Source organism: Hydrogenophaga sp. FW305-3-2-15-A-LB1 (assembly GCF_058787875.1).
Genome location: NZ_JBYTAE010000020.1, coordinates 43,358 through 67,286 on the forward strand (window position 1 = coordinate 43,358; position 23,929 = coordinate 67,286).

Annotated in this window: 19 protein-coding genes; 10 read left to right on the forward strand and 9 right to left on the reverse strand. The window is 69.7% G+C overall.

Annotated features, from left to right (window positions below; translation table 11 throughout):
* Positions 1-14 precede the first annotated feature (14 nt).
* From AC3WPZ_RS08375 to AC3WPZ_RS08390, 4 genes are all read left to right on the forward strand, one after another.
* Positions 15-746 (forward strand): YceH family protein, encoded by a 732-nt coding sequence (locus tag AC3WPZ_RS08375; protein WP_492434384.1) that lies wholly within the window; start codon positions 15-17, stop codon positions 744-746.
* 79 nt (positions 747-825) lie between these two features.
* A complete protein-coding gene (locus AC3WPZ_RS08380) occupies positions 826-2,007 on the forward strand; it encodes an acyl-CoA dehydrogenase family protein (protein WP_382155167.1) in 1,182 nt (393 codons plus the stop codon).
* A 10-nt stretch (positions 2,008-2,017) separates the two neighbouring features.
* A complete protein-coding gene (locus tag AC3WPZ_RS08385; protein WP_492439131.1) occupies positions 2,018-3,133 on the forward strand; it encodes an acyl-CoA dehydrogenase family protein in 1,116 nt (371 codons plus the stop codon).
* A gap of 67 nt (positions 3,134-3,200) precedes the next feature.
* Positions 3,201-4,577 (forward strand): alpha/beta fold hydrolase, encoded by a 1,377-nt coding sequence (locus AC3WPZ_RS08390; protein ID WP_492439133.1) that lies wholly within the window; start codon positions 3,201-3,203, stop codon positions 4,575-4,577.
* An 89-nt stretch (positions 4,578-4,666) separates the two neighbouring features.
* Here the strand turns inward: AC3WPZ_RS08390 and AC3WPZ_RS08395 are convergent, their stop codons facing one another.
* Positions 4,667-5,224 (reverse strand): HNH endonuclease, encoded by a 558-nt coding sequence (locus tag AC3WPZ_RS08395; protein ID WP_382155149.1) that lies wholly within the window; start codon positions 5,222-5,224, stop codon positions 4,667-4,669.
* A gap of 204 nt (positions 5,225-5,428) precedes the next feature.
* Here AC3WPZ_RS08395 and AC3WPZ_RS08400 point away from each other — a divergent pair, with 204 nt between their 5' ends.
* From AC3WPZ_RS08400 to AC3WPZ_RS08420, 5 genes are all read left to right on the forward strand, one after another.
* Positions 5,429-6,493 (forward strand): bifunctional riboflavin kinase/FAD synthetase, encoded by a 1,065-nt coding sequence (locus AC3WPZ_RS08400; protein ID WP_444687243.1) that lies wholly within the window; start codon positions 5,429-5,431, stop codon positions 6,491-6,493.
* Between the two features lie 121 nt (positions 6,494-6,614).
* Positions 6,615-9,476 carry an isoleucine--tRNA ligase gene (ileS, locus tag AC3WPZ_RS08405; RefSeq protein WP_492439135.1) on the forward strand — a complete coding sequence of 954 codons (2,862 nt, stop codon included), beginning with the start codon at positions 6,615-6,617 and terminating at the stop codon, positions 9,474-9,476.
* Complete coding sequence (gene lspA / locus AC3WPZ_RS08410; protein WP_492434378.1) at positions 9,476-9,988, forward strand: signal peptidase II; 513 nt, start codon at positions 9,476-9,478, stop codon at positions 9,986-9,988. Before ileS ends, lspA begins: the two co-directional genes overlap by 1 nt.
* A gap of 70 nt (positions 9,989-10,058) precedes the next feature.
* Positions 10,059-11,723 (forward strand): Na/Pi cotransporter family protein, encoded by a 1,665-nt coding sequence (locus tag AC3WPZ_RS08415; protein WP_382155108.1) that lies wholly within the window; start codon positions 10,059-10,061, stop codon positions 11,721-11,723.
* Positions 11,724-11,799: 76 nt separating this feature from the next.
* Positions 11,800-12,948 carry an aminotransferase class V-fold PLP-dependent enzyme gene (locus tag AC3WPZ_RS08420; RefSeq protein WP_492439137.1) on the forward strand — a complete coding sequence of 383 codons (1,149 nt, stop codon included), beginning with the start codon at positions 11,800-11,802 and terminating at the stop codon, positions 12,946-12,948.
* A gap of 27 nt (positions 12,949-12,975) precedes the next feature.
* On the opposite strand, the gene AC3WPZ_RS08425 is transcribed toward AC3WPZ_RS08420, so the two are convergent.
* Positions 12,976-13,971, reverse strand: coding sequence for a quinone oxidoreductase family protein (locus AC3WPZ_RS08425; protein ID WP_492439139.1), 996 nt, complete (start codon positions 13,969-13,971; stop codon positions 12,976-12,978).
* A gap of 120 nt (positions 13,972-14,091) precedes the next feature.
* Between AC3WPZ_RS08425 and AC3WPZ_RS08430 the strand changes: the two genes are divergently transcribed.
* A complete protein-coding gene (locus tag AC3WPZ_RS08430) occupies positions 14,092-15,033 on the forward strand; it encodes a DMT family transporter (protein ID WP_492439141.1) in 942 nt (313 codons plus the stop codon).
* Here the strand turns inward: AC3WPZ_RS08430 and AC3WPZ_RS08435 are convergent, their stop codons facing one another.
* The 7 genes from AC3WPZ_RS08435 to AC3WPZ_RS08465 all read right to left on the reverse strand — a co-directional run bounded on the left by AC3WPZ_RS08435 (position 15,034) and on the right by AC3WPZ_RS08465 (position 23,714).
* Positions 15,034-16,962, reverse strand: coding sequence for a methyl-accepting chemotaxis protein (locus AC3WPZ_RS08435; RefSeq protein WP_382321474.1), 1,929 nt, complete (start codon positions 16,960-16,962; stop codon positions 15,034-15,036). It lies immediately after the preceding gene.
* A 201-nt stretch (positions 16,963-17,163) separates the two neighbouring features.
* Positions 17,164-17,961 (reverse strand): SDR family oxidoreductase, encoded by a 798-nt coding sequence (locus AC3WPZ_RS08440; protein WP_444687247.1) that lies wholly within the window; start codon positions 17,959-17,961, stop codon positions 17,164-17,166.
* A gap of 15 nt (positions 17,962-17,976) precedes the next feature.
* On the reverse strand, positions 17,977-18,915 hold the full coding sequence (locus AC3WPZ_RS08445; RefSeq protein WP_382328351.1) for a DMT family transporter: 939 nt from the start codon (positions 18,913-18,915) through the stop codon (positions 17,977-17,979).
* Between the two features lie 72 nt (positions 18,916-18,987).
* Positions 18,988-20,553, reverse strand: a complete 1,566-nt coding sequence (locus tag AC3WPZ_RS08450; protein WP_444687248.1) for a tripartite tricarboxylate transporter permease — start codon at positions 20,551-20,553, stop codon at positions 18,988-18,990.
* A 21-nt stretch (positions 20,554-20,574) separates the two neighbouring features.
* Positions 20,575-21,081, reverse strand: a complete 507-nt coding sequence (locus AC3WPZ_RS08455; protein WP_382155086.1) for a hypothetical protein — start codon at positions 21,079-21,081, stop codon at positions 20,575-20,577.
* A 25-nt stretch (positions 21,082-21,106) separates the two neighbouring features.
* Complete coding sequence (tfpB, locus tag AC3WPZ_RS08460; RefSeq protein WP_492439143.1) at positions 21,107-22,924, reverse strand: type IV pilus assembly ATPase TfpB; 1,818 nt, start codon at positions 22,922-22,924, stop codon at positions 21,107-21,109.
* A gap of 7 nt (positions 22,925-22,931) precedes the next feature.
* Positions 22,932-23,714: a spermine/spermidine synthase domain-containing protein gene (locus AC3WPZ_RS08465; protein WP_492439145.1), complete on the reverse strand. Its 783-nt coding sequence runs from the start codon at positions 23,712-23,714 to the stop codon at positions 22,932-22,934.
* Between the last annotated feature and the right edge of the window lie 215 nt (positions 23,715-23,929).

The following is a 23,929-nucleotide window of genomic DNA, read 5'->3' on the forward strand; positions in this document are numbered from 1 at the left end:
GGCCGGGAAGTGTAATGACCTCAGACCTGCAAACCCCTTCAGCCGGCCGCCCGCGCGGCCACGATTTCCAGCAACGCCCGCTCTCGCCCGCCGAGGCGCGCGTGCTCGGCACCCTCATGGAGAAGGCGCGCACCGTGCCCGACAGCTACCCCATGACGCTCAACGCCCTGGTGACGGGCTGCAACCAGAAGTCCAGCCGCGACCCGGTGATGAACCTGGCCGACGCCCTGGTGCTGGAGGCGCTGGACGAGCTGCGCAGCCTGCACATGGTGATGGAGGGCAGCGGCAGCCGGGTCACCCGCTACGAACACAATTTCGCGCGCGCCGTGGGCGTGCCCGAACAATCCGCCGTGCTGCTGGGCATGTTGATGCTGCGCGGCCCGCAGACCGCCGGTGAGCTGCGCCTGAACACCGAGCGCTGGTACAAGTTCCTGGACATCGCCTCGGTCGACGGCTTCCTGGAGGAACTGCAGGACCGCAGCGCCGAGAAAGGCGGCCCGCTGGTGGTGAAGCTGCCGCGCGCACCCGGCGCCCGGGAGCAGCGCTGGGCCCACCTGCTCTGCGGCCCGGTGGACACCAGCGCCGTCGCGGCGGCGCCGTCCACCCAGGGCAGCGCGGCCACCGAAGACGAACTGATCGCCCTCACCCGCCGGGTGGCCACGCTGGAAAACACCGTGGCCCAGTTGCAGGACCAGCTTCAGAATCTGAACGAGCAGCTCGGCTTGTCGCAGCCCGGACAGCCATAAAACGAACGGTCGTGCGAAACTGGCCGGCGTTGTTCAATTTGCCGGCACACATCCTGTGGCGGCCACCAGGAGACATTCCATGGATTTGGCATTCACGCCCGAAGAACAGGCGTTTCGCGAAGACATCCGGGGCTGGGTCAAGGCCAACCTGCCCGCCGAGATCGCCCACAAAGTGCACAACGCGCTGCGCCTGACGCGCGACGACATGCAGCGCTGGGCCAAGATTCTCGGCAAGAAGGGCTGGCTGGGCTGGGGCTGGCCCAAGGAGTTCGGCGGCCCGGGCTGGACCGCGGTGCAGAAGCACCTGTTCGAGGAAGAATGCGCCCTGGCCGGCGCGCCGCGCGTGGTGCCCTTCGGCCCCGTGATGGTGGCGCCGGTGATCATGGCCTTCGGCAACAAGGAACAGCAGCAGCGTTTCCTGCCCGGCATCGCCAGCGGCGAGGTGTGGTGGAGCCAGGGCTACAGCGAACCCGGCTCGGGCTCGGACCTGGCCTCGGTCAAGACCCGCGCCGAGCGCCAGGGCGACAAGTACATCGTCAATGGCCAGAAGACCTGGACCACGCTGGGCCAGTACGGCGAGTGGATCTTCTGCCTGGTGCGCACCAGCACCGAGGGCAAGCCGCAGACCGGCATCTCCTTCCTGCTGATCGACATGAAGTCTCCCGGCGTCACCGTGCGACCCATCAAGCTGCTGGACGGCGAGAGCGAGGTGAACGAAGTCTGGTTCGACAACGTCGAGGTGCCGGCGGAGAACCTGATCGGCGAGGAGAACAAGGGCTGGACCTACGCCAAGCACCTGCTCAGCCACGAACGCACCAACATCGCCGACGTGAACCGCGCCAAGCGCGAGCTCGAGCGCCTGAAGCGCATCGCCAAGACCGAAGGCGTCTGGGACGACCTGCGCTTCCGCGACCAGATCGCGCTGCTCGAAGTCGACGTGGTGGCGCTGGAGATGCTGGTGCTGCGCGTGCTCTCGGCCGAGAAATCGGGCAAGAACTCGCTCGACATCGCCGGTCTGCTCAAGATCAAGGGCAGCGAGATCCAGCAGCGCTACAGCGAACTCATGATGCTGGCGGCCGGCCCCTACAGCCTGCCCTTCATCGAGGAGGCCATGGAAGCCGGCTGGCAGGGCGACTTCCCCGGCGGCGTCACCGCCAACGCGCCGCTGGCGTCCACCTACTTCAACATGCGCAAGACCACCATCTACGGCGGCAGCAACGAAGTGCAGCGCAACATCGTCGCGCAAACCGTTCTGGGCTGAGGAGAAAAACATGGACTTTGATTTCAGCGACGACCAACAACAACTGCGCGATGCCGTGCGCAAATGGGTCGACAAGGGCTACACCTTCGAGCGCCGCAACGGCATCGTGGCCGCGGGCGGCTTCGACCGCGCCGCCTACGGTGAATTGGCCGAGCTCGGCCTGGCCGGCCTTTACGTGAGCGAGGACGGCGGCGGCCTGGGCATGGGCCCCATCGAAGGCATGGTGGTCATGGAAGAGCTGGGGCGCGGCATCGTGCTCGAACCCCTGGCCCAGACCCTCATCACCTCCGGCGTGCTGGGCGGTTACGCGCCGGCCGACCTCAAGGCCGCGTGGTTGCCGCGCATGGCCTCGGGCGAAGCGCTGGTGGTGCTCGCGCACCAGGAGCGCAAGGCCCGCTACAAGCTCGACGTGTGCGCCACCACCGCCACCCAGGCCGGCAGCGGCTGGACGGTCTCGGGCAGCAAGAACGTGGTGCCCGCCGCCGACCAGGCCGACGCCTTCGTCGTGCCCGCCGTGGCCGGCGGCAAGCTCGCCCTGTTCCTGGTGGAGCGCACCGCCGCTGGTGTGGCCACGCGCGGCTACGGCACGCAGGACGGCGGCCGTGCGGGTGACCTCACGCTCAAGGACGCCCCGGCCCAACTGCTCACCACCGATGGCCTGACCGCGCTGGAACACGCCGTGGACATCGGCATCGCCGCCGCCTGCGCCGAAGCCGTGGGCGTGATGGACAAGACCGTGGCCATCACCGTCGAGTACATGAACACGCGCAAGCAGTTCGGCGTGGCCATCGCCAGCTTCCAGGCGCTGCGCCACCGCGTGGCCGACATGAAGATGCAGCTGGAGCTGGCGCGCTCCATGAGCTACTACGCCAGCCTCAAGCTCAACGCCCCGGCGCCAGAGCGTCGCGCGGCCATGGCGCGGGCCAAGGTGCAGCTGGGCACGGCCATGCGCTTCGTCGGACAACAGGCGGTGCAGCTGCACGGCGGCATCGGCGTGACCGACGAGTACATCGTGAGCCACTACTTCAAGAAGCTCACGCAGCTGGAAATGACCTACGGCGACACCCTGCACCACCTGGGCGAGGTCTCCGCCCGGATGCAGGACACGGCCGGCGTGTTCGCCTGATCCCCCCAGCGGCCCGCATCCAGCGGGCCGCGGTGTTTTTGGCCACCCCTTCAACAGGAGAGACCCGATGCCCACCCGCCGAACCGTTTTCGCCACCGTCGCCAGCAGCCTGTTGCTGGCGGCCTGTGCCAGCGCCCCCCGGGGTGCGGGGCAGCCACCCATCGTGTTCGTGCACGGCAACGGCGACTCCGCCTCGATCTGGCAGACCACCCTGTGGCGCTTCGAGTCCAACGGCTGGCCGCGCGAGCGCCTGCACGCGATCGACCTGCCCTACCCGCTCGCGCGCGACGACGACGGCAAGGCCCAGCCGGGGCGCTCGTCCACGGCCGAGCACATGGCTTTCCTCAAGGCCGAGGTGGACAAGGTCCTGAGGGCCACCGGCGCGCCGCAGGTGGTGCTGGTGGCCAATTCGCGCGGCGGCTACGCGGTGCGCAACTACATCCAGAATGGCGGCGGCGACAAGACCGTGAGCCACGCGGTGCTGGGCGGCACACCCAACCACGGCGTCTGGGCCATCAAGGGATTCCGGGAGGCCAACGAATTCGCTGGCACCGGCCCCTTCCTGAGCGCGCTGAACGCGCCCAAGAACGCCGCCGGCGACGAAGTGGCCGGCCCAGTGAAGTGGATGACCCTGCGATCCGACAACAACGACAAGTTCGCCCAGCCCGACGGCGTGTGGATCGGCGCCCGGGGCACGCCCACCAACGTCGGTTTCGACGGACCCGCGCTCAAGGGTGCCCACAACGTGGTGCTGCCCCGCGTGGACCACCGCGAGACGTCCTTCTCACCCGCGGCGTTCGATGCCATGCACCGCTTCATCACCGGCCAGGCGCCACGCACGCTGGCCATCACGGCCCAGACGCCGGTGGTGCTCAACGGCAAGGTCACCGGCCTGGGCGTGTCGCCCACCGACCCGGCCTCGGGCAACGAGACCAACAACCTGCCCGTGCCGGGCGCGCAGCTCACGGTGTACGCCACCGACCCCGCGACGGGCGAGCGCCGGGGCGCGGCCGTGCACAGCAAGACCGTGGGCGCCGATGGCCTCTGGGGCCCGTTCACCGCCCAGCCTGGCGTGGCCCACGAGTTCGTCATCAGCGCGCCGGGCTACGCCACCACACACATCTACCGCAGCCCCTTCCCGCGTGGCAGCGAACTGATCCACCTGCGCGCCGAGCGCATCGCGGCCGCCGACCGCAGCGCGAAGTCCATCGTCACCTTCACCCGGCCGCGCGGCTACTTCGATGCCGCGCGCGACACGATGTCGTTCGATGGCAAGGCCCTGCCCGGTGTGCCGCCCGCGGGCGCGGGCGTGTCCAGCTCGAAACTGGCCCTCGCCACGGAGGGCGTGCGGCCCATCGCGGCGGAGTTCAACGGCGAGAAGCTCACCGGCCGGACCTGGCCAGCGGGCGAGAACCACCTCGTGGTGCTCGAACTGACGCACTGACCACCCCCACGCTCCACCGCTTCGCGGGTCGCTGCCCCCAAGGGGGCTGGCCCGGCTTGGGGCGGCCCGGCGCCGGACCACGCCCATCCCTAGGCGTGCAGCCGCGAGGTCTTGGGCAGGTGCGACATCAGGAACTCCATCTGGTCCGCCAGAATGCGGCGGTTGCGCAGGATGAAGTCTTCCCACAGGCTGGGCACGTAGGGCGTGTACAGCAGCCCCATGTGGGCCTGTTCGGGCGTGCGGTTGCCCTTGCGGTGGTTGCAGGACTTGCAGGCTGTCACCACGTTCATCCAGGTGTCGCGACCGTTCTGTCCCAGCGGCACGATGTGCTCTCGCGTGCACACCTCGTCGTGGCAGCTCTCGCCGCAGTAGGCGCACACGTTGCGGTCGCGCGCGAACAGCTTGCTGTTGGTCAGCGTGGGCCGCAGGTCGAAGGGGTTGATGCGCGGCACGCCCTGGGTGCCGATGATGGAATTGACCGTGATGATGGACTGGCGCCCGGTCACCGCGTTGTGCCCGCCGTGGAACACCGCGACCTCGGCCCCCATTTCCCAGCGCACCTCATCCGCCGCGTAATGCAACACGGCTTCCTCCAGGCTGATCCACGACTGTGGCAGCCCCTGCGCGGAGAGCTTCAAGACCTTCAAGACGGGCTCCTTCCAACGAACATGTCACCGGGGAGGGGCGGCCCTGGGCAAGCCGCCCTGCGGCCGCGGGCAAGGCCTGCGGGCGCATATCATCGTGTGCCAATATAGCAAGCTTTGAAGAATCGGCCGTGACGGCAGGCCTGGAAGCCATGGCTTTCGCCCTCAAATGCCCTTTCGACCCAGCCTCTGACCACCTCTCACGGCATGAAAATCTATCGCGGCCTGCGCTCCCGCCCCCCCGGCTCCCCGGGCTGCGCATTGACCATCGGCAACTTCGACGGCGTGCACCGGGGCCACCAGGCCATGCTCGCGCTGCTCAACAACGAGGCGCGGCACCGCGGCGTGCCCAGCTGCGTGATGACTTTCGAACCGCACCCGCGCGACTACTTCGCCGCCCTGCACCACAAGCCGGAACTGGCGCCCGCGCGCATCGCCACGTTGCGCGACAAGCTGCAGGAGCTGGACCGCTGCGGCGTGCACGAATGCGTGATCCTGCCGTTCAATGCCCGGCTGGCCAACCAGGCGCCCGAGGCCTTCATCGAGGACACGCTGGTGGGCGCGTTCGGCGTGCAGTACGTGCTGGTGGGCGACGACTTCCGCTTCGGATCCAAACGGGCCGGCGACTACGCCATGCTCGATGCCGCCGGCGGTCGCCTGGGTTTCGACGTGGCGCGCATGCAAAGCTACGAGGTGCACGGCCTGCGTGTGTCCAGCTCCGCCGTGCGCGAGGCCCTGGGCGCCGGCCGCATGGACGACGTGGCCGCCCTGCTGGGCCGGCCCTACAGCATCAGCGGCCACGTGGTGCACGGGCGCAAGCTCGGCCGCCAGCTGGCCGAGAGCAGCCCCGGGCGCGGCGACGGCTTTCGCACCCTCAACCTGCGCTTTTCGCACTGGAAACCGGCGGCCAGCGGCATCTTCGCGGTGCACGTGCATGGCCTGGGCCCACACGCCGATTCGCCCCCCCTGCCGGGCGTGGCCAACCTGGGGGTGAGGCCCTCGCTGGACCCGGACGACGTCAACGGCGGGCGGGTGCTGCTGGAGACCCATTGCCTCGACTGGCCGCCCGCCTTGGCCGCCAGCCTGCCCGACGGAGAGGCCTACGGTAAAATCGTGCGCGTGGAACTGCTGCACAAACTGCATGACGAGCTGAAGTACGACAGCCTCGACGCCCTGACCCAGGGCATCGCACGGGACTGCGACGACGCACGCGCGTTCTTTGCGTCGCTGCACACCCAGACCCATCGGCAGACCACCCGCGACCGAATTTAGACGACCTGTCTGTCCGGTCGCTGCCCTTCGACAGGCTCAGGGCGAACGGTTTCTGTCTCCAGTCCCCTCGCACTCCCCCGGTTCGGGCTGAGCTTGTCGAAGCCACCATGGAATTCCCGTCATGTCCGACACCCCCACCGACTACCGCAGCACCCTCAACCTGCCCGACACCCCCTTCCCCATGCGCGGCGACCTGCCCAAGCGCGAGCCGGGCTGGGTGAACAGCTGGAACCAGGAAGGCCTCTACAAGCGCCTGCGCGACGCCCGCGAAGGCGCGGCGCTGTTCGTGCTGCACGACGGCCCGCCCTACGCCAACGGCCAGATCCACATGGGCCACGCCGTCAACAAGGTGCTCAAGGACATGATCGTCAAAAGCCGCCAGCTGGCCGGCTTCGACGCCCAGTACATCCCCGGCTGGGACTGCCACGGCCTGCCGATCGAGAACGCGATCGAGAAAAAACACGGCCGCAACCTCAGCCGCGACGACATGCAGGCCAAGAGCCGCGCCTATGCCACCGAGCAGATCGGCCTGCAGCGCGAAGACTTCAAGCGCCTGGGCATCCTCGGTGACTGGGAGCGCCCCTACCGCACCATGGACCCGGCCAACGAGGCGGGCGAGATCCGCGCCTTCAAGCGCGTGATCGAGCGCGGTTTCGTCTACCGGGGCCTCAAGCCCGTGTACTGGTGCTTCGACTGCGGCTCCTCGCTGGCCGAGTTCGAGATCGAGTACGCCGACAAGAAGAGCGACACGCTGGACGTGGCCTTCGAAGCCAACGACCCGGCCGCGCTCGCCAAGGCCTTCGGCCTGGCCGCGCTGCCGGCCGGCAAGACCGGCTTCGCCGTCATCTGGACCACCACCGCCTGGACCATCCCGGCCAACCAGGCGCTCAACGCCCACCCGGCCCTGGGCTACGCGCTGGTCGACACGCCGCGCGGCGTGCTGCTGCTGGCCGAGTCGCTGGTCGAGAAATGCCTGGAGCGCTTCCAGCTCGAAGGCCAGGTGATCGCCACCGCCCCCGGCGAGGCCCTGCGCGACCTGAGCTTCCGCCACCCCCTGTACGACGTGGACGCCGGCTACCGCCGCCTCTCGCCGCTGTACCTGGCCGACTACGTGAGCGACAGCGACGGCACCGGCATCGTGCACTCGGCCCCGGCCTACGGCGTGGATGACTTCAACTCCTGCGTGTCGCACGGCCTGGCCTACGACGACATCCTCAACCCGGTGCAGGGCAACGGCACCTACGCGGCCGACTTCCCGCTGTTCGGCGGCCAGCACATCTGGAAGGCCGTGCCGGCCATCCTGGAGGCGCTGAAGAACGCCGGCCGCCTCATGGCGACGCAGCCCATCACCCACAGCTACCCGCACTGCTGGCGCCACAAGACGCCGGTGATCTACCGCGCCGCCGCGCAGTGGTTCATCCGCATGGACGAGGGCGAGGGCGTGTTCACCAAGGACAAGGCGCCGCGCACCCTGCGCCAGACCGCGCTGGACGCGATCGAGCACACCCACTTCTTCCCGGAGAACGGCAAGGCGCGCCTGCACGACATGATCGCCAACCGGCCCGACTGGTGCATCTCGCGCCAGCGCAGCTGGGGCGTGCCCATCCCCTTCTTCCTGCACAAGGACTCGGGTGAGCTGCACCCGCGCACCATGGAGATCCTCGACCAGGCGGCCGACATCGTCGAGAAGGGCGGCATCGAGGCCTGGAGCCGCGTGACGGCCGAGGACATCCTGGGCGCGCAGGACGCGCCGAACTACACCAAGAGCCAGGACATCCTGGAGGTCTGGTTCGACTCCGGCTCGACCTTCCAGCACGTGCTGCGCGGCAGCCACGCCAAGGCCTACGTCAATGGCGCCTTCCACTCGCAAGGCCCCGAGGCCGATCTGTACCTCGAAGGCCACGACCAGCACCGGGGCTGGTTCCATTCCTCGCTGCTGCTGGGCTGCGCCCTGCACGACCGCGCGCCCTACCGCGGCCTGCTCACCCACGGCTTCACCGTGGACAGCCAGGGCCGCAAGATGAGCAAGTCGCTCGGCAACGGCATCGATCCGCAGGAGGTGACCAAGAAGCTGGGCGCCGAGATCATCCGCCTGTGGGTGGCCGCGAGCGACTACTCGGGCGACATCGCCGGCGACGACAAGATCCTCGCCCGCGTGGTCGACGCCTACCGCCGCATCCGCAACACGCTGCGCTTCCTGCTCGCCAACGTGAGCGACTTCGACCCGGCCACCGACGCCGTGCCGCTGGACCAGATGCTGGAGATCGACCGCTACGCGCTCGCGCGCGCGGCGCAGTTCCAGGCCGAGGTGCTGGCGCACTACGACGTGTACGAGTTCCACCCCGTGGTGGCCAAGCTGCAGGTGTACTGTTCGGAAGACCTGGGCGCGTTCTACCTCGACGTGCTCAAGGACCGGCTCTACACCACCGCCCCCAAGAGCCTGGCGCGGCGCAGCGCCCAGACCGCGCTGCACCAGATCACCCACGCCATGCTGCGCTGGATGGCGCCGTTCATGAGCTTCACCGCCGAAGAGGCCTGGCCGGTGCTCGCGGGTGCGCAGAACCAGGGCTCGATCTTCTTCGAGACCTACGCCCAGCTGCCCAACGCCGACGAGGCGCTGCTGGCCAAGTGGACGCGCCTGTGCGAAGTGCGCAACCTGGTGAACAAGGAGATCGAGACCGTGCGCACCGCCGGCCAGGTGGGCTCCTCGCTGCAAGCCAACGTGCGCCTCACCGCCCCGGCCGATGACCATGCCCTGCTGGCCTCGCTGGGCGACGACCTGAGGTTCGCGCTGATCGTCTCGGCCGTGGAACTGCTGGCCGGCGACGAGCTGGCGGTGCAGGTCGTGCCGTCCAGCGCCACCAAGTGCGAGCGCTGCTGGCACTACCGCGACGACGTGGGCACGGACGCCGCCCACCCCACGCTGTGCGGCCGCTGCACCAGCAACCTGTTCGGCGCGGGCGAGCCGCGCACGGTGGCCTGATGCCGAACAACAGCCCCAACAGCCACCTCTGGCCCTGGCTCGGCCTGGCGGCCGCCCTGCTGGTGGCCGACCAGCTCACCAAGCAGTGGATCCTGGCGGTGTACCAGCTGGGCGACAGCACGCACGTCACCAGCTTCTTCAACCTCGTGCGCGTGCACAACACGGGCGCGGCGTTTTCGTTCCTGGCAGGCGCCGGGGGCTGGCAGCGCTGGTTCTTCACCGCCGTGGGCGTGGGCGCGGCGGTCTTCATCGTCTGGATGCTGCGCTCGCACCCGGGCCAGAAGCTGTTCGCGTTCGCGCTGTCGTGCATCCTGGGCGGCGCCCTGGGCAACGTGATCGACCGCCTGTGGCACGGCTACGTGGTGGACTTTCTCGACTTCCACTGGTCCTTCCTGGCCGGCCTGTTCCCGGGCGGGCATTTCCCCTCGTTCAACCTCGCGGACATCGCGATTTCGGTCGGCGCCGCGGCCCTGATCCTGGACGAGATCCTGCGCGTGCGCCGCCGCCGCTGACCCCCCGCGCGGCCCCGCGAGTCCGCACCGCCCACGGGGCTTCGCCCCGGGGCGTATAGTTTTGAGGTTCATGAAACATCTGCTGGACCTTCTCGCGGCCATTGCCTTGCTGGTTTGGGGCACCCACCTGGTGCGGGCCGGCGTGCTGCGCGTCTTCGGCAGCAACCTGCGGCAGTTCCTCGCCGCGAGCATGGGCAACCGCTTCACCGCCGCCCTCTCCGGCCTGGGCGTGACCGCCCTGGTGCAATCCAGCACCGCCACCGCGCTGATCACCGCCTCCTTCGTGGGCCGCGGCCTGATCGCGCTGCCCGCCGCCCTGGCGGTGATGTTGGGCGCCGACATCGGCACCAGCCTGATGGCGGTGGTGTTCTCCTTCGACCTGTCCTGGCTCTCGCCGCTGTTCATCTTCCTGGGCGTCACGCTGTTCATCTCGCGCCAAGGCACGCCGGTGGGCGACTTCGGCCGCGTGCTGATCGGCCTGGGCCTGATGCTGCTGGCCCTGCGGCTCATTTCGGCCGCCACCAGCGTGCTGACGCAGAACCCCGCCGTGCAGCTGATGCTGGAATCGCTCACCAGCGACCTGCTGCTGGAGATCCTGCTGGGCGCCGCGCTGGCCGTGGTGGCCTACTCCAGCCTCGCGGTGGTGCTGCTGGCGTCCTCCCTGGCGCTGCAGGTGGTCGGGCTGGACGTGGCCCTGGGCATCGTGCTCGGCGCCAACCTGGGCAGCGGGCTGCTGGCCGTGATCACCACCGCCAAGTCCGGCATCAGCACCCGCCAGGTGCCACTGGGCAACCTGCTGTTCAAGGTGCTGGGCGTGGCCATCGCGATCTGGCTCATTCCCCTGTGGCTGCAGGTCATGCAGCCGCTGGTGCAGGACCCGGCCACGCTCACCGTGCTGTTCCACCTGAGCTTCAACCTGATGGTCGGCGCGGTCTTCATCGGCCTGACCAAGCCGGTCGCCCGCATGGTCAACCGCCTGCTGCCGCTGAAGAAGGACAAGAGCCCGCTGGACCGGCCCAACCACCTCGACCCCTCGGCCCTGGCCACGCCCTCGCTGGCCATCTCCTGCGCCGCGCGCGAGGCCATGCACCAGGCCGACGTGGTCGAGACCATGCTGCGCGGCGTGGTCACCGTGATCCGCAACAACGACGCCAAGCTCTCGCAGGACCTGCGCAAGCTCGACGACACCGTCGACAACCTCTACTCCTCGATCAAGTACTACCTCACCAAGATCTCGCGCCAGCAGCTCAGCGAGGCCGAGAGCCGGCGCTGGACCGACATCATCAGCTTCACCATCAACATGGAGCAGATCGGTGACACCGTCGAGCGCGTGCTGCTGGACATCGAGGACAAGAAGATCCGCAAGGGCCGCAGCTTCTCCGAGGCCGGCATGGCCGAGATCACCGAACTGCACGCGCGCCTGCTCGACAACCTGCGCCTGGGCATGAGCGTGTTCCTCAACGGCAACGTGCGCGACGCGCAGAAGCTGGTGGAAGAGAAGGTGCGCTTTCGCGACATGGAGCGCGAGTACGCCGCCACCCACCTGGACCGGCTCTCCGGCATGACCCCGCAGAGCATGGACACCAGCTCGCTGCACCTGGACCTGATCAGCGACTTGAAACGCATCAACTCGCACATCTGCTCGATCGCCTACCCCATCCTGGACAGCGCCGGCGTGCTGGCCCCCAGCCGCCTGCGCGAACCCACCCCGCCGTCGCACGCCAGCCGGCTCTGAGCATCCGCACGGGTGCAAGCCTGGGAGGGCTGTGCTACGCTGGCTCTCCGTTTTTGCGCCCGACACAGGAGACAACATGCCCGGACTGCTGCCCCACATCGACCCCGACGGTCTGCTCGAGTTCTCGGTCGTCTACACCGATCGCGCGCTCAACCACATGTCCAAGCGCTTCCAGGGCGTGATGACCGACATCTCGGCCATGCTCAAGCGCGTCTACGGCGCGCACTCGGCCGTGCTGGTGCCCGGCAGCGGCACCTTCGGCATGGAATCGGTGGCGCGCCAGTTCGCGCACGGCAAGCATGTGCTGGTGATCCGCAACGGCTGGTTCAGCTACCGCTGGACGCAGATCTTCGACATGGGCGGCATCCCCGCCAGCCACACCGTGATGAAGGCACGGCGCACCGGCGACGGCGCGCAGGCCCCCTGGGCGCCCGCGCCGATCGACGAGGTGGTGGCCACCATCGCGCGCGAAAAACCTGCCCTGGTGTTCGCCCCGCACGTGGAAACCGCGGCCGGCATGATCCTGCCCGACGACTACCTCGAGGCCGTGGCCGATGCGGTGCACGCCGTGGGTGGCCTGTTCGTGCTCGACTGCATTGCTTCCGGCGCGATGTGGGTGGACATGAAAGCCACCGGCGTCGACCTCCTCATCTCGGCCCCGCAGAAGGGCTGGAGCAGCTCGCCCTGCTGCGCCATGGTGATGCTCAGCGAACGCGCCCGCAGCGCCATCGACGCCACGCAGAGCACCACCTTCGCGATGGACCTCAAGAAGTGGCTGCAGATCATGGAGACCTACGAAGGCGGCGGCCACGCGTACCACACCACCCTGCCCACCGACGCGCTCACCCGCCTGCGCGAGACCATGAAGGAAACCGAGGCCTACGGCTTCGAGCGCGTGCGGCAGGAGCAGGTGGCGCTGGGCGCGCAGGTGCGCGCGCTGCTGGTGCGCCACGGCTTCCCCAGCGTGGCCGCGGCCGGCTTCCAGGCGCCGGGCGTGGTGGTGAGCCACACCACCGACCCCGACATCCAGTCGAGCAAGAAATTCCTCGCGCAAGGCCTGCAGACCGCGGCCGGCGTGCCGCTGCAGTGCGACGAAGGCCCGGACTTCAAGACCTTCCGCATCGGCCTGTTCGGCCTGGACAAATGGCACGACGTGCCGGCCACGCTCCAGCACCTGGAACGGGCCCTGGCCGAGGTCTCGCCCAAGGTGGCGCAACCGTCCTGACGAGAAAAGCGGCCCAGGCCGCTTTTTTTACGGCAGCAGCACCGTGCAGCCGGTGGTGGCGCGCGCCTCCAGGCTCTTGTGCGCGGCCTGCACATCGGTCAACGCGAAGCGCTGGTCGATGCGCACCTTCACCTTGCCGCCCTCCACCACCGCGAACAGATCGTCGGCCATGGCCTGGGTGCGCTCGCGGCTGGTGATGTGGGCGAACAGGGTCTGGCGCGTCACGTAGAGCGAGCCCTTGGCCGCCAGGATGCCGGGCGCGAACGGCGGCACCGGGCCCGAGGCGTTGCCGAAGCTCACCATCAGGCCGAAGGGGCGCAGGCAGTCCAGCGATTTTTCAAAGGTGTCCTTGCCCACCGAGTCGTAGACCACCTTCACGCCCTGGCCGTTGGTGATGTCCTTGACGCGCGCCGCGAAATCCTCGGTGCGGTAGTTGATGGCGTGGGTCGCGCCGTGCGCCAGGGCCAGCGCGCACTTCTCGTCGGACCCCGCGGTGCCGATCAGCTGCAGGCCGAGCGACTTCGCCCACTGGCTCGCGATCAGGCCCACGCCCCCGGCGGCGGCATGGAACAGCACGAAATCACCCGCCTCCAGCCCCTCGACGGGGCGGCAGCGCTTGAGCAGGTACTGCGCGGTCAGGCCCTTGAGCATCATGGCCGCGCCGGTCTCGAAGTCGATCGCATCGGGCAGCCGGCAGACGTTCATGGCCGGCATCACGCGCACATCGCTGTAGCTGCCGGGCGGGTTGGCGGCATAGGCCGCGCGGTCCCCCGCTTTCAGGTGCGTCACGCCCTCGCCCACCGCCTCGACCACGCCCGCGCCTTCCATGCCCAGCGCCAGCGGCAGGGGGAAGGGGTACAGGCCGGTGCGCTGGTACACGTCGATGAAGTTCAGGCCGATGGCGTGGTGCCGGATGCGCACCTGGCCCGGCCCGGGCTCGCCCACGCTCACGGTGTCGATCACCAGTTGTTCGGGGCCGCCCACGGCATGGATGCGCACGGCGCGGCTGGTCTGTTCGCTCATCTCGGTTCTCCTCGGGGTTCGAAAGCGGCCATGCTGCCACGAAACGCCCGCCCTGCCGATGCCGCTTCGCATCACCCCCAGGCCCTCGCCGGTCATGGGCTCGCGGGTACAGTGCGGGCCATGTCCCAGAACGCCAGTGCCCGCCTCAGCCCCACCACCCTTCTGCTGCTCGTCATTCCGCCCCTGATGTGGGCGGGCAATGCGGTGGTGGGCCGCATGATGCAGGGCGTGGTGCCGCCGGTCACGCTGAACTTCCTGCGCTGGACCCTGGCCTTCCTGCTGTTGCTGCCGTTCGCCGGCCAGGTGCTGCGCCCCGGCCCCGACGGCCTGTGGCCGCACTGGCGGCGCTTCGCCCTGCTGGGCCTGCTGGGCGTGGGCTGCTACAACGCCTTCCAGTACGTGGCCCTGAAGACCTCCACCCCGATGAACGTGACGCTCGTCGCGGCCAGCATGCCGGTGTGGATGCTGCTGCTGGGCCGGATCTTCTATGGCGTGGCCATCTCCCGGCGCGCGGCGCTGGGTGCCCTGCTCTCGCTGTCCGGCGTGGCGGTGGTGCTCTCGCACGGCAACCTCGACCACCTGCTGGCGGTGAAGCTGGTGCCGGGCGACGGCTGGATGCTGCTGGCCTCATTGCTCTGGGCCTGGTACAGCTGGCTGCTGGTGCGCCCCAAGCCCGGCACGGAGCCTGCCCACATCAAGGCCGACTGGGCCGCCTTCCTGCTCGCGCAGATCGTCATGGGCGTGCTGTGGTCGGGCCTGTTCGCCGCGGGCGAGTGGCTCACGCTGCCCCCGCTGGCCGAAGGGCAGCACCCCATCCAGTGGGGCTGGCCGCTGGCCGCCGCGCTGGTGTACGTGGCCGTGGGCCCTTCGCTGGTGGCCTACCGCTGCTGGGGCGCGGGCGTGGCGCGCGTAGGCCCGGCCCTGGCCGCGTTCTTCAACAACCTCACGCCGCTGTTCGCCGCCCTGCTCTCGGCCACCCTGCTGGGCGAGCCGCCCCGGCTCTACCACGCGCTCGGTTTCGTGCTGATCGTGGGCGGCATCCTGGTCTCGTCGAGAAAGTGATCAGGCGAGTCTGAACGCCGCCACCGCCTGCACCAGCTGATCGGCCTGCGACTTCAGGCTCTGCGCCGCCGCGGCGCTTTCCTCCACCAGCGCGGCGTTCTGCTGCGTGGCCTGGTCCATCTGCGTCACCGCCTCGCCGACCTGCGACACGCCGTCGCTCTGCTCGCGGCTGGCCGCGCTGATCTCGCCCACGATGTCGGTCACGCGGCGGATCGAACCCACCACCTCGCTCATGGTGCTGCCGGCCTGGTCCACCAGCGCCGTGCCCTGCTCCACGCGGTCCACGCTCACTTCGATCAGGCCCTTGATCTCCTTGGCCGCGGCGGCGCTGCGCTGCGCCAGGCTGCGCACCTCGGCCGCCACCACCGCGAAGCCCCGGCCCTGCTCGCCCGCACGCGCGGCCTCCACCGCGGCGTTGAGCGCGAGGATGTTGGTCTGGAAGGCGATGCCGTCGATCACGCTGATAATGTCGGCGATCTGGCGCGAGCTGTCGTTGATGCCCTTCATCATGTCGACCACCCGGCTCACGGCGTCACCGCCCTGCGTGGCCACTTCGGAGGCGCTGATCGCCAGCCGGTTGGCCTGCTGCGCGTTCTCGGCGTTGAGCTTCACGGTAGAGCTCAGCTCTTCCATCGAGGCGGCGGTTTCCTCCAGCGCCGAGGCCTGCTGCTCGGTGCGCGCCGACAGGTCGTGGTTGCCCTGGGCGATCTGCGAGCTGGCCGCGGCCACGCCCTCGGCGTTGCCGCGCACGCTGCCCACCACGCGGGTGAGCTCGGCCTGCATGGTCGACATGGCCCGGAGCAACTGGCCCATCTCGTCGCCACCACCCGATGGCACGGCCTGGCTCAGGTCGCCGGCGGCCACGCGGGCCGCCACCGTGCGGGCCAGCTCGGCCGGGCGCGTGATCGAGCGGCCGATGACGATCGCGAAGGCCACGCCCGCGCCCAGCAGCGCCGCGATGGTGCCCAGCACCCAGCCCAGTTCGCCGCGCTGTTCGGTGTAACGACTTTCGATCTCCACACCCAGTTCCTTCGTCGCGCGGTCGCTCAGGCCGTACATGCCGTCGATCGCGGTGGTCGTGGCCTTGAAGTAGTCGGCCGAGGCGTACTGCAGCACCGGCGCCTCGACGATCTGCTCGCGCGCCAGCTTGAGCGCGCCTTCGAATTCGCTGCGCGCCTGCGCATGCGAGGCGGCCAGGCGGGTCTTGAGCGTGGGGTCGTGTTCGAACGCCTTCTCCAGGCTGATGTCGAGCTCGCGCACACCGACGCGCGCGCGCTCGACCAGGCTGGCGATCTGCGCCTTCTCTTCCGGCGTGGCCGACTGGCGCACCAGCAGCGCGGACCCACGCGCCCGCGCCTGGCCCAGCATCTCGGTCAGGCGCGGCATCTGCTGCAGCGTGCCGATGATCAGGAAGTAGGTGGACTTGTCCGGGTCGGAGGTCAGGCCGAAGTGGTCCGACACGCGGTCGTTGAGTTCGATCAGGCCCGCGATCATCGCGGTGTGGCGCGCGAAGCTCTCCGGCCCCGTGACACCGCGCGCGGCCACCGCCTGCGACAGCGACTGCCACTGCTCCACGATGCCCCGCCAGTCGCGGCGGATGCGCGCGTCGTCCACGTCGCTGGCCAGCAGCGCCTCGAAGCGCTGCACCGCCTGCTGCACCTCGGCCGCGCGGGTCTGGCGCTGGGGCTCGGCATCGGCCTTGCCGCCCAGCACGGTGGCCGTCATGCCGCGGTGGATCTGCGCCAGGCGCACCACCTCCAGCAGCGAGCGCGAAGGCGCCAGGCCCTGGCGCTCGGCCTCGATGGCGGCGAGTCCACCCAGCGCGTCGCGCACATAGGCCGTCAGGGGGACGGCCACCAGCAAGGCGGCGATGAGTCCGAGCAGGACGAGCTTGTGGACCAGGCGCAGGTTTCGGATCAGGGACGGCATGAGGGGCGATCGAGGAGGGTTGAACGTGGTCCAACTATCGACGGGCACCCCCACAAGTTGAGGCATCAACGCACGACTTTTCCGCGGCGGTTTTCATTCGGAAAAACCGCATGGAAGTGGTGCGGAAAATGCGCCTCGGCGGTGCGTTTTCACCGCTTTTCGACCCCCCGCACAAGCCTGGTGCAGGGGTGCCGCGCGGCCTCAGAACGTGCCTGGGTAGGCGCCGCCGTCGGCCAGCACGTTCTGGCCCGTCATGTAGCCCGCGTGCACGCTGCACAGGAAGGCGCAGATCGCGCCGAACTCCTGCGGGTGGCCAAAGCGCTTGGCCGGGATGGTGCTGCGGCGCGCGTCCATCACGGCGTCCAGCGGCTGGCCCGCCTTGCTGGCGGCACCGGCCATGGTGGTCTTGAGCCGGTCGGTCTCGAACGCGCCCGGCAGCAGGTTGTTGATGGTCACGCCCTGCGCGGCCAGCGGGCTGCGCGCGGCACCGGCCACGAAACCCGTGAGGCCGCTGCGCGCGCCGTTGGACAGGCCCAGGATGCCGATCGGGGCCTTCACCGCGCCCGAGGTGATGTTGACGATGCGGCCGAAGCCACGCTGCGCCATGCCGTCCACCACGGCCTTGATGAGTTCGATCGGCGTGAGCATGTTGGCGTCCAGCGCCTGGATCCAGTCGTCGCGCTCCCACGAGCGGAAATCGCCCGGCGGCGGACCGCCCGCGTTGTTGACCAGGATGTCGAAGGCCTTGCCCGGCCCGCCCGCCACCGACAGCGCGGCCGCGCGGCCTTCGGTCGTGGTGATGTCGGCCGCCACGCCCAGCACGTTGACGCCGGGTGCCGCAGCGCGCAGCGCGCTCACCGCCGCGTCGAGGTCGGCCGCGCCGCGCGCGACCAGCACCACGTTGACGCCCTCGGCCACGAGCGCCTGCGCGCAGCCCAGGCCCAGGCCCTTGCTCGCGCCGCACACCAGCGCCCATTTGCCCTTGATGCCCAAATCCATGTGAATCTCCAGAGGTTATTTTTTCGGCGCCGAGCCGAAGCGCGTCACCAGGAAGACACCGCCGAGCACCAGCACCGTGCCCGCGACGATCCAGCGGTTGAAAGGTTCGTCGAGGATCAGCACGCCCATCACGATGGTGGACATGGGGCCGATCATCCCGGTCTGCGCCGACAGGCCGGCACCGATGCGCTCGATCGCCATCATCACCATCACCACCGGCGCGAAGGTGCACAGCGTGGCGTTGAGCAGCGAGAGCCAGATCACCTCGGGTGCCACGGCGGCCGCGCTCATCGGCCGCAGCAGCACGAACTGCAGCAGGCACAGCACGCAGGCCACGCTGGTGGCCAGGCCCACCAGGCGCATCGAGCCCAGCCGCTTGACGAGTTCGCCGCTGTACACGAGGTAGATGGCGTAGCTCACGGCGCTGCCGAACACCAGCACCGTGCCCAGCACCGCATCCGGCCCCTGAAAGCCGGCCTCGTGGCCGAACACCAGCATCACGCCGGCATAGCTCACGGCCATGGCGATGGCCTGCAGGCCGGTGACGCGCCGCTTGTAGACCACCCAGCCCAGCAACAGCACCAGCGTGGGGTTGAGGTACAGGATCAGGCGCTCCAGGCTCGCGCTGATGTACTGCAGGCCCCAGAAGTCCAGGAAACTCGCGAGGTAATAACCGGTGAAGCCCAGGCCGAGCACGCCCAGCCAGTCGCGCCGCGTGAGCGGGGCCGGTTTCTCGCCGCCGGGCCGGTGGCTGGCCCACCAGGCCAGCGCCAGGAACAGCGGCAGCGCGAACAGCATGCGGTACATGATGAGCGTGACCGCATCGACCCCATGGCGGTAGGCCAGCTTGACGATGATGGCCTTGCCGCTGAAGGCGATGGAGCCCGCGCTGGCCAGCAGCAGGCCGGTGGCGAGGTGGGGCGAGGGGTGGGAAGCGGAAGGCGCGGCGGGCATCCGGCCGATTATCCGGGCGCGGCGAAGGGCCCGCGGCGCGCGGGGCTTCGTCTTTGGCGATGGCAGGCTGCGTCAGTCCGGCGCGCGCCGGCGCGGCTGCAGCACCACGACCAGCAGCAACAGGATGGCCACCATCAGCAGCAGGGCCGAGACCGGCCGCTCCAGGAACACGAACCAGTCGCCGCGCGAGAGCCGCAGCGTGCGGCGCAGTTGCTCTTCCAAGCCCGGGGCGAGCACGAAGCCCAGCAACAGCGCCACGCCCTCGCAGCCCAGGCGCTGCAGCACGAAGCCCAGCAGGCCCAGCCCGATGACCAGCCACACGCCCCAGCCGTGCGGGCCGAGCGCCAGCGCGCCCAGGCCGGCGGCCACCAGCAGGCCGGCCAGCAGCGCGCGGCGCGGCACGCGCAGCACGCCCAGCAGCACAGGCGCCCACCAGCGCGCCAGCGGCAGGTTGAGCAGCAGCAACAGCAGGTTGCCCACCCACATGGACACCAGCAGGCCCCAGAACAGCGAGGGCTGCACGCCCATGACCGAGGGTCCGGGCTCGATGGCGTGCAGGCCGAGCGCGCCCAGCAGCAGCGCCATCACGGTGTTGGGCGGCAGGCCCAGGGCCAGCATGGGCAGGTAGGCGGTCTGCGCGCCCGCGTTGTTGGCGGCCTCGGGCGCGGCCACGCCGCGCAGGTTGCCCTGGCCCAGCGGCGGCGTGCGGTGGCGCGAGACCACGACCTCCAGCCGGTACGCCGCCAGCGAGGACAGCAGCGCACCGCCGCCCGGCACCACGCCGAGCACCGCACCCAGGCCGGTGCCGCGCAGCAGGGCCGGCAGCGCGTCCTTGAGTTCCTCGCGCGTGGGCCGCGTCGCCATGCCCGAGACCACCGGTGTGCCCGGGGGCGTTTCGCGCACAGGCGCCGCAGGCGCCAGGGCGGAGAGGCCCGCCAGTTCGGCCGCCACCGGCGCGACCACGAAAAAGCCCAGCGCCAGCGCGATGAAGCCCACGCCTTCGGTCAGACCGTGGTGGCGCCCCATCCAGGGCTCCAGGCCTTCGGGCACGAAGCGCGCGGTGCCGGTGTGCACGTCCCAGCCCATCAGGCCGAGCAACAGGCCCAGCACCGTCATGGCCAGCGCCTTGAGGAACGAGCCCGAGGCCAGCACCGTCGCGCCCACCAGCCCGACGACCAGCAGCAGGAACCGCTCGGCCGCGCCGAACTGCAGGCCCAGTGACACCACCGCCGGCGCGAGCAGGACCACCAGCGCGATGGCCAGGCAACCGGCGGCGAACGAACTGATCGTCGCCATGGACAGCGCCACGCCCGCCCGGCCCTGCAAGGCCATCGGATGCCCGTCGTGGCTGGTCATCACCGACGAGGCCTCGCCAGGCTGGTCGAGCACGATGGCCGGCAGCGAACCGCCGTACTGCGCGCCGTAGTAGACGCCTGCCAGCACCAGGAGCGCGGGCAGCGAGGGCAGGCCCAGCGTGGCCGGCAACAGCAGCGCGATGGCGGCCACCGGCCCCAGGCCCGGCAGCACGCCGAACACGCTGCCCACCAGCACACCGAGCGCGATCAGGCCCAGCGCCTGCCAGCCCCACACCGCGGCCAGGCCCTGCGCCAGCGAATCCCACCAGGAAAAGTCCACCATGCCCGTGCGTCCCTGCGGTATTCAGCGCAAGGCGCGCGTGGGCCACAGCGGCAGATCCAGCCCCAGGGGGCCGATCCACAGCGCACACACCACCGCCGCCAGCGCGACGGCCCACAGCCACACGCGCCCGCTGGCGCCACCGGGCTCACCCGGCACCACCGCCAGCACCAGACCCGACACCCCCGCCGCCAGACCCAGCGTGGGCCAGCCAGTGAACCAGGCCCCGATCCAGGGCCACTGCGCCGGCCCGCTGCACAAGGCCAGCCACAAGAGACCACCGAGCAGGCGCAGCAAGGGGCCCCAGCCCCAGTGCCGCACGCGCCCGCCGCCCAGGGCCTCGAAGGTCAGCGCCTTGAACAGGATGAGCAGGCCCAGCAGCCCCAGCACGAGGCCCAGCAGCAGGGGCACATACCCCGGGCCCATCTGCGCCGCCGAGCCCAGCGCATGGCGCGAGGCGGCCCAGCCGAAACCCACGCCCAGGGCCAGGAACAGCAGCCCGGCCAGAAAGTCCTGCAGGTTCTTGATCATGCGTCGTGGTGACCGCGCGGACGGCTCACTGCACGGGCGGCGTGCAGGCCAGCACCTCGTCCATGGTGGTCAGGCCCTCGGCCACGCGCGCCGCGCCCGCCAGGCGCAGCGGCCGCATGCCATCCTGCACGGCCTGCCGGCGCAGCGCGTCGAGCACGGGCTCGCGGCTGACCTTGTCCTTGAAGGCCTCGGTGACCACCAGCAGTTCGTACAGGCCCATGCGGCCTCGGAAGCCGGTCATGCGGCAGTCCACGCAGCCCACCGGCTGGTAGGGCCGGTAGCTGCCGCTGACCTGCCAGGGCTTGACCAGCTCGGTCAGCGTCGCCCGCGAGGCCGCGGTCTCGTCCTGGTCCTGTGGCTTGCGGCAGGCCGGGCACATCGTGCGCACCAGGCGCTGGGCGAGCACGCCCAGCACGGTCGCGTTGATCAGGTAGGGCGGAATGCCCAGCTCCATCAGCCGCATGATGGCCGAGGGCGCGTCGTTGGTGTGCAGCGTGGTGAACACCAAGTGGCCGGTGAGCGCGGCCTGCACCGCCATCTCGGCGGTGGCCAGGTCGCGCACCTCGCCGACCATGATGATGTCCGGGTCCTGCCGCATCAGCGAGCGCAGGCCCTGCGCGAAATCGAGGTCCAGGTGAGGTTGCACCTGGGTCTGGTTGAAAGCCGGCTCGATCATCTCGATCGGGTCTTCCACCGTGCTCACGTTGACCTCTTCCGTGGCCAGGCGCTTGAGCGTGGCGTACAGCGTGGTGGTCTTGCCCGAGCCGGTGGGGCCGGTCACCAGCACGATGCCGTGCGGTTGCCGGGTCAGGCTTTCCCAGCGCTGGGCGTCGTGCGCGGCGAAGCCCAGGGCGCTGAGGTCCTTCACGGTCGACTCGGGGTCGAAGATGCGCATGACCAGCTTTTCGCCGAACGCGGTGGGCAGGGTGGACAGGCGCATTTCCACCTCGTCGCCGCGCGCGCCGCCCACGCCCGGGCGCAGGGTCTTGATGCGGCCGTCCTGTGGGCGGCGCCGCTCGACCACGTCCATGCGGCCCAGCAGCTTGATGCGCGCGGTCATCGCGTTCATCACGCCGATGGGCATCTGGTAGACGGGGTGCAGCACGCCGTCGATGCGGAAGCGGATCACACCCTGCTCGCGCCGGGGTTCGAGGTGGATGTCGCTGGCGCGCTGGTCGAAGGCGTATTGCCAGAGCCAGTCCACCACCTGCACCACGCCCTGGTCGTTGGCGTCGAGCTGCTTGTTCGCCTTGCCCAGCTCCACCAGCTGTTCGAAGCTGCCGAAGCCGCCCGGCGCGCCGCTCTTGTTGGCCGCGCGCACCGACTTGGCCAGCGCGAAGAACTCCCCGGTGAAGCTCTTGATGGACTGCGGGCTGGAGAGCACCAGGCGCACGCTGCGCCGGGTCTGGCGCTCCACCTCGGGCACCCAGTCGCGGATGAAGGGCTCGGCCGTGGCCACCACCACCTCGCTCGGGCTCACCAGCACCGGCAGCACCTTGTGGCGTTCGGCGTAGGCGGCGCTCATCACGTCGGCCACCTTGCCCACATCCACCTTCAGCGGGTCGATGCGCATGTACTCCAGGCCGCTGCGTTGGGCCAGCCATTGCGTGAGCATCTCCACGTCGAGCACGTGCTGGTCGGCCTTGCGCGACATGCCCACCACCGCCAGGCGCTGCAGCGGGTGCTGCGAGCTGTGCGCCGAGGCGCAGCGCGTGGTGGTGCGCTCGGCCTCCTCGGCGGAGATGATGCCGTCCTCGCGCAGCCAGCCCACGAGGCTGCGCCAGTCGAGCGGGCCATCGAATGTCTTCTGTTGCTGCAGCGGTGGCGTCGGCGAGGTCTTCATGCGTCGATCAGGATACCGGTTTGAACAGGCGCAGCCACTTCACAGCGGGTAAACCCCAGCGCGCCTGCACCGCCTCCGCGCGCGCCAGCAGGGCCATGCGGGTGGGCCGCTCGGCGGTGCGTTGGGCCAGCACCACGGTGTTGCCTTCGCGCGTGGGCTTGAAGGCCCAGACCGCGTCGGTGCCGAAGGCGGCGCAGATGCTTTGCAGCGAGCGCTCGTAGCTCGCGTCGCGGCCGAAGAGGTTGACGGTGAGGCAGCCGTCGTCGGTGAGCGCGGCGCGGCAATCGGCGTAGAAGTCGGGGCTGTCGAGCACGGGGGCGGCGGCTTCGTGGTCGTAGAGGTCCACCTGCAGCGCGTCGTAGGCGCCGACGTGGTCGGCGCGGCGGATCTCTTCACCGGCGTCGGCGAGCAGCACGCGCAGGCGCGGCCCGTCGGCGGGCAGTTTGAACCACTGCCGGCACACCGCGACCACCTGCGGGTTGATCTCGATCGCGGTGGTGTCCATGCGCAGTTTCTTGAAGCAGAACTTGGTGAGTGCGGCGGAGCCCAGGCCCAGCTGCAGTGCGCGGCGTTTGGGCACCGAGTCCGGATCGACGAAGAGCAGCCAGGCCATCATGCGCTGGACGTAGTCGAGTTCGATGTCGAACGGCGACTCCAGCAGCATCGAGCCCTGGATCCATTCGGTGCCCAGGTGCAGGAAGCGCACTTCGCTGTCTTCGGAGATGGTCACGTCCGGCAGGGTCTGGACCGCGCGCCGTGCGCGCGCGGCGGCATTGGCGCCGGCCTTCATGCCTTGCCCTCGCTGTCACGCGGGGAATGTTCGGAGGGGTGGGGGGAGTGCTGCATCTGGGTGTCTGGCCTTGGGAGGACGATTATGAACACAGTGTCGGGTTGGGTTTTTCTCCGGCGGCGCCCTGCGGTTCACCGGGGGTGGCCGACTCCGCTCATGTCCCCCGGGGCGGCTTCGCCGCCCCTCCTCCTTTACTTCGCTGCGTCGGCCACCCC

What these genes read in the sequence shown, in the direction of transcription:
- AC3WPZ_RS08375 (WP_492434384.1), top strand. Translation starts at nt 15, where the DNA reads ATGACCTCAGACCTGCAAACCCCTTCAGCCGGCCGCCCGCGCGGCCAC.
- AC3WPZ_RS08380 (WP_382155167.1), top strand. Translation starts at nt 826, where the DNA reads ATGGATTTGGCATTCACGCCCGAAGAACAGGCGTTTCGCGAAGACATC.
- AC3WPZ_RS08385 (WP_492439131.1), top strand. Translation starts at nt 2,018, where the DNA reads ATGGACTTTGATTTCAGCGACGACCAACAACAACTGCGCGATGCCGTG.
- AC3WPZ_RS08390 (WP_492439133.1), top strand. Translation starts at nt 3,201, where the DNA reads ATGCCCACCCGCCGAACCGTTTTCGCCACCGTCGCCAGCAGCCTGTTG.
- AC3WPZ_RS08400 (WP_444687243.1), top strand. Translation starts at nt 5,429, where the DNA reads ATGAAAATCTATCGCGGCCTGCGCTCCCGCCCCCCCGGCTCCCCGGGC.
- ileS (WP_492439135.1), top strand. Translation starts at nt 6,615, where the DNA reads ATGTCCGACACCCCCACCGACTACCGCAGCACCCTCAACCTGCCCGAC.
- lspA (WP_492434378.1), top strand. Translation starts at nt 9,476, where the DNA reads ATGCCGAACAACAGCCCCAACAGCCACCTCTGGCCCTGGCTCGGCCTG.
- AC3WPZ_RS08415 (WP_382155108.1), top strand. Translation starts at nt 10,059, where the DNA reads ATGAAACATCTGCTGGACCTTCTCGCGGCCATTGCCTTGCTGGTTTGG.
- AC3WPZ_RS08420 (WP_492439137.1), top strand. Translation starts at nt 11,800, where the DNA reads ATGCCCGGACTGCTGCCCCACATCGACCCCGACGGTCTGCTCGAGTTC.
- AC3WPZ_RS08425 (WP_492439139.1), bottom strand. Translation starts at nt 13,971, where the DNA reads ATGAGCGAACAGACCAGCCGCGCCGTGCGCATCCATGCCGTGGGCGGC.
- AC3WPZ_RS08430 (WP_492439141.1), top strand. Translation starts at nt 14,092, where the DNA reads ATGTCCCAGAACGCCAGTGCCCGCCTCAGCCCCACCACCCTTCTGCTG.
- AC3WPZ_RS08435 (WP_382321474.1), bottom strand. Translation starts at nt 16,962, where the DNA reads ATGCCGTCCCTGATCCGAAACCTGCGCCTGGTCCACAAGCTCGTCCTG.
- AC3WPZ_RS08440 (WP_444687247.1), bottom strand. Translation starts at nt 17,961, where the DNA reads ATGGATTTGGGCATCAAGGGCAAATGGGCGCTGGTGTGCGGCGCGAGC.
- AC3WPZ_RS08445 (WP_382328351.1), bottom strand. Translation starts at nt 18,915, where the DNA reads ATGCCCGCCGCGCCTTCCGCTTCCCACCCCTCGCCCCACCTCGCCACC.
- AC3WPZ_RS08450 (WP_444687248.1), bottom strand. Translation starts at nt 20,553, where the DNA reads ATGGTGGACTTTTCCTGGTGGGATTCGCTGGCGCAGGGCCTGGCCGCG.
- AC3WPZ_RS08455 (WP_382155086.1), bottom strand. Translation starts at nt 21,081, where the DNA reads ATGATCAAGAACCTGCAGGACTTTCTGGCCGGGCTGCTGTTCCTGGCC.
- tfpB (WP_492439143.1), bottom strand. Translation starts at nt 22,924, where the DNA reads ATGAAGACCTCGCCGACGCCACCGCTGCAGCAACAGAAGACATTCGAT.
- AC3WPZ_RS08465 (WP_492439145.1), bottom strand. Translation starts at nt 23,714, where the DNA reads ATGAAGGCCGGCGCCAATGCCGCCGCGCGCGCACGGCGCGCGGTCCAG.